We start from the raw sequence: 3102 nt of genomic DNA on the forward strand, positions 1-3102 counted from the left end.
GAGCCCGCCAATTTGCTTTCGGCATTGAGCGCGCTGCGAAAGTATCGTGATCCTGATCAAGTGCGGCAAGACTTTCTCTCCGAAGAGGATGAAAGCCTGATCGACGGCGCCGTCCAGGCAGCTGCCGCGCGTCGGACGTGGATACCCAACAGAATCGAGACATATTACAAGGCTTTTCACAGGCTGGCGAAATCTCTAAAAGCCCGCGGACTGACAATTGCAGCGCTGGATCATCATGCGCTTCTTGCGCATGCCAAGGCAGCACACGAGGGCGACAAGCAGATAAGCTCCGCGCTTGAGGTGCTTCTCGAGTATCGTGACCCAGCTATCCTGGAAAGGCGCACCCCACTCGATTATCCTCCCTCCGCGAAAGACAAGAGTCTCATCGAGGACGCGGCTGCCGTCAGTAAACGCCCCAGGAAAGCCGTCGAAGCCTCCGTCAAGAATCTCCTTAAGTTTGCAGGGGCCCTCGCCGCCCGCGGCCTCGAGATTGATCAGCTAGGCCACATCGCACTCCTCGAGCTTGCAAATAAGCTGTTTCCGAGCAATAAGAGCCTCATCCGCGGGCTCGGCATGATCCGTGAATACCGCAATGCCGAGCGCACTTCCGGTGCGGACGGAGCTGCGCTGGCAGATGATGTTCTGGCCTGCTCGCCGATCTTAAGTGTCGGCCCGGAGGAGCTTCGGCGGCTCCTGGATGACGAACCGACATTCTCGCAGACGATCGACAATTTGGCGGAGCGTCAGGACGATATGGCTCCGGTTGATCAGCTGCCAACCGAAAGTCTCGATACCGCAGAGCTTATGGGGATGCTCGCTTCTCCCGGCCATTCGCCAGAAGACGAAGTCACTCAGCCGGATCCGGTTGGTCCCCGGCTGTCGGACGCTGTCGATCCTGGGGACATCTGGTCGGGCGCGGAGCAGGCTGGCTTGTTGCCCACTGAGAGTCTGGATACGGCGAAGCTCCTGGAGATGGTCGCTTCAGGCGGCCATTCGCCGACGGACAGCGTCAATCAGCCCGGCGCGACCGTTCCCTCGCTGCACCAGAACGTCGATCCCGACAGCATTTGGCTCGAGGCCGAGCAAGCCGGGCGGCTGCCGACCCAAAGCCTGGATACTGCCGAGCTTCTGCAGATGTTCGCGTTCGCTGGCCATTCGCCGGCGGACAGCGTCAATCAGCCAAGTTCGATGCCATCATGGGATCTTGAGAATTCAACGGCCGACGCGGCGTTCCAGCCGGCGCAATCGCAACCTATGGTGCCAGCACTCGAGTTGTATCTTCCGCAAGGATGGGAGCATGGTGAGCAGTGGGCGAGCGAAGACTTCAAGGAAGGAATGCGGCTACACGGTGTGCTCCCGAACGAAATTCGGCCGGACACAACATTGACCATCCGCGGATTGGACTACATAGCCAGCATTGGACCGCCAGGCCTGGAGCACGAGGTGTTTCTTCGCAGAGCCTGACAAGTCGCGGTCAGAGCAGATATGCATGGCGCCTTCATAAGACTGCACGGCCTCCCCTTCCGAGAGGCGGCTCGCTGGCGCACGTATATTGACGAATATCATGGGCAGCATGTGGACTGGGGCCGCGCTCCCATGGAGTTCGCCCGGCGCAACGTCTCAATGCCCTCGCCATAGCTCAACGGGTGAATCGAGCCCGACGCTTGAAGTCGCATCGCATACCCAAGGATTTCGACCTTGACGTCCTGAAGAACGACAAGGCGACTGACAGACCGCAGCGACGCTGATAGGGACCAATGGGAGCCTTCCTGACCAGCTTCGCCATCGTTCACCGGCAGCAACAAAAAATTCGCCTCGTTACCATTGTGGTCCCGGACGATTCCCCCCGAGCGTTTCTTCGACGTCGTTCCTGTTCCTCGCCAACCGCAACAGTTGAACTGGCGCCGGCGGCACGAGCCGGATCTGCGTTGCCAGACCAAGGTTCGCCCTCTGCAGTTCTTGCTCCAGCAACGCATAATCCGCCGTTATATGCCCGTCGCCCAGCCATTCCTGGGTGCCGAGCACGAGCCTGCGTCCCCGCAGCGAGGCCGTGGACTCCAAGGCCTGCCTGCGAGCATCCGGAACTTTGGTCGAGGGCGGCGATAAAGTCGCATCATGCAGCACGTGCGATGTGGAGGGCAGATCAACCGGAGCCTCGGGGCTGGCGTGGATGCCTGACGATTGAATCCTCGCTGATGATGAGGCGGCGGCGGCCTGTACCTGCTCCACGATCATACTCGGGGCTCCGCATTTTGAGAGCCCGGCGCATCAGGAAGCTCCTGGAACAAGCCGGCCTGCCCAGTCCCCTGCCCTGCGTCGCACAGATAGGCGTGTAGCGCCGTCATGCAAGCATCCGCACTCTTGAGATCCCGCCGGTGCTGCGGGGCGATCGTGAGATTGGCAAGCCGATAGATAGAATTGTGCGCCTGCATCAGGTCCGAGATGGTCTGGTCTTGATCGGAGGTTCGCAGCTTGGGACACTTGGTGTTGTGCTTCAGGTTCGGCCTGATCACGTCCTCGTTGGTATTGAGCCAGATCGAAACCGCTTTCCGGCCGATATGATGCCGGACGTCATCGATCATGAATGCTCCGCCACCGGTCGAGAGCACGGCGGGCCCTTGCTCGAGCGCGCGCTTGATCTCATTCGCCTCAAGATTCCTGAAATGCGCCTCGCCGTCCTCAGCGAAGATTCGGATTATGGACTTGCCGGTCTTTGCCTCGATCTCCTTGTCGGAATCGATAAACCTCGACTCCAATCGCCTGGCGAGCGCACGGCCAAGACTGGATTTCCCTGCTCCCATCATGCCGACGAGCACGGTCGGTCGCGCGCCGAGGGCACCACGAATCTCCCTTGTCATCGCGAAGTGCGCCGTGCGCTTCGGGGAAGCACTTGCCGCCGGCGAGTCAGGCTGGCCCGAACTACACGCGGAACCACGGTTAACCGTCCTTATACTCATTCTGCAAAGTGAGTATAAATCGCTGAACAGTGGGTTCCACGCCTCTTATACTCACTCCGCAGACTGAGTATAATTCTGGAAAACGACCATGCCGGCCCCTTCCCTAGTTTCCCAGACGACCCTATGGCGAGCTCCTCGAGCGCAC

The 3102-nt window shown here is 59.9% G+C and carries 3 protein-coding genes; 1 reads left to right on the forward strand and 2 read right to left on the reverse strand.

Annotated elements, in window-relative coordinates; translation table 11 throughout:
- On the forward strand, positions 1-1464 hold a 1464-nt coding region (locus tag FNJ47_RS45280), incomplete at its 5' end, for a hypothetical protein (RefSeq protein WP_163163165.1).
- A gap of 354 nt (positions 1465-1818) precedes the next feature.
- Here FNJ47_RS45280 and FNJ47_RS45285 read toward each other — a convergent pair.
- Both FNJ47_RS45285 and FNJ47_RS45290 read right to left on the reverse strand, forming a co-directional pair.
- Positions 1819-2235: a hypothetical protein gene (locus tag FNJ47_RS45285; RefSeq protein WP_163163167.1), complete on the reverse strand. Its 417-nt coding sequence runs from the start codon at positions 2233-2235 to the stop codon at positions 1819-1821.
- On the reverse strand, positions 2232-2858 hold the full coding sequence (locus FNJ47_RS45290) for a shikimate kinase (RefSeq protein WP_236000562.1): 627 nt from the start codon (positions 2856-2858) through the stop codon (positions 2232-2234). The genes FNJ47_RS45285 and FNJ47_RS45290 overlap by 4 nt, the downstream gene beginning before the upstream one ends.
- Positions 2859-3102: the final 244 nt, after the last annotated feature.

This window comes from Bradyrhizobium uaiense, assembly GCF_010811875.1.
Lineage (GTDB): Bacteria > Pseudomonadota > Alphaproteobacteria > Rhizobiales > Xanthobacteraceae > Bradyrhizobium > Bradyrhizobium uaiense.

Bases quoted from the DNA above. Each gene is read 5' to 3' on its own strand.
- FNJ47_RS45285 (WP_163163167.1), bottom strand. From the start codon at position 2,235: ATGATCGTGGAGCAGGTACAGGCCGCCGCCGCCTCATCATCAGCGAGG.
- FNJ47_RS45290 (WP_236000562.1), bottom strand. From the start codon at position 2,858: ATGACAAGGGAGATTCGTGGTGCCCTCGGCGCGCGACCGACCGTGCTC.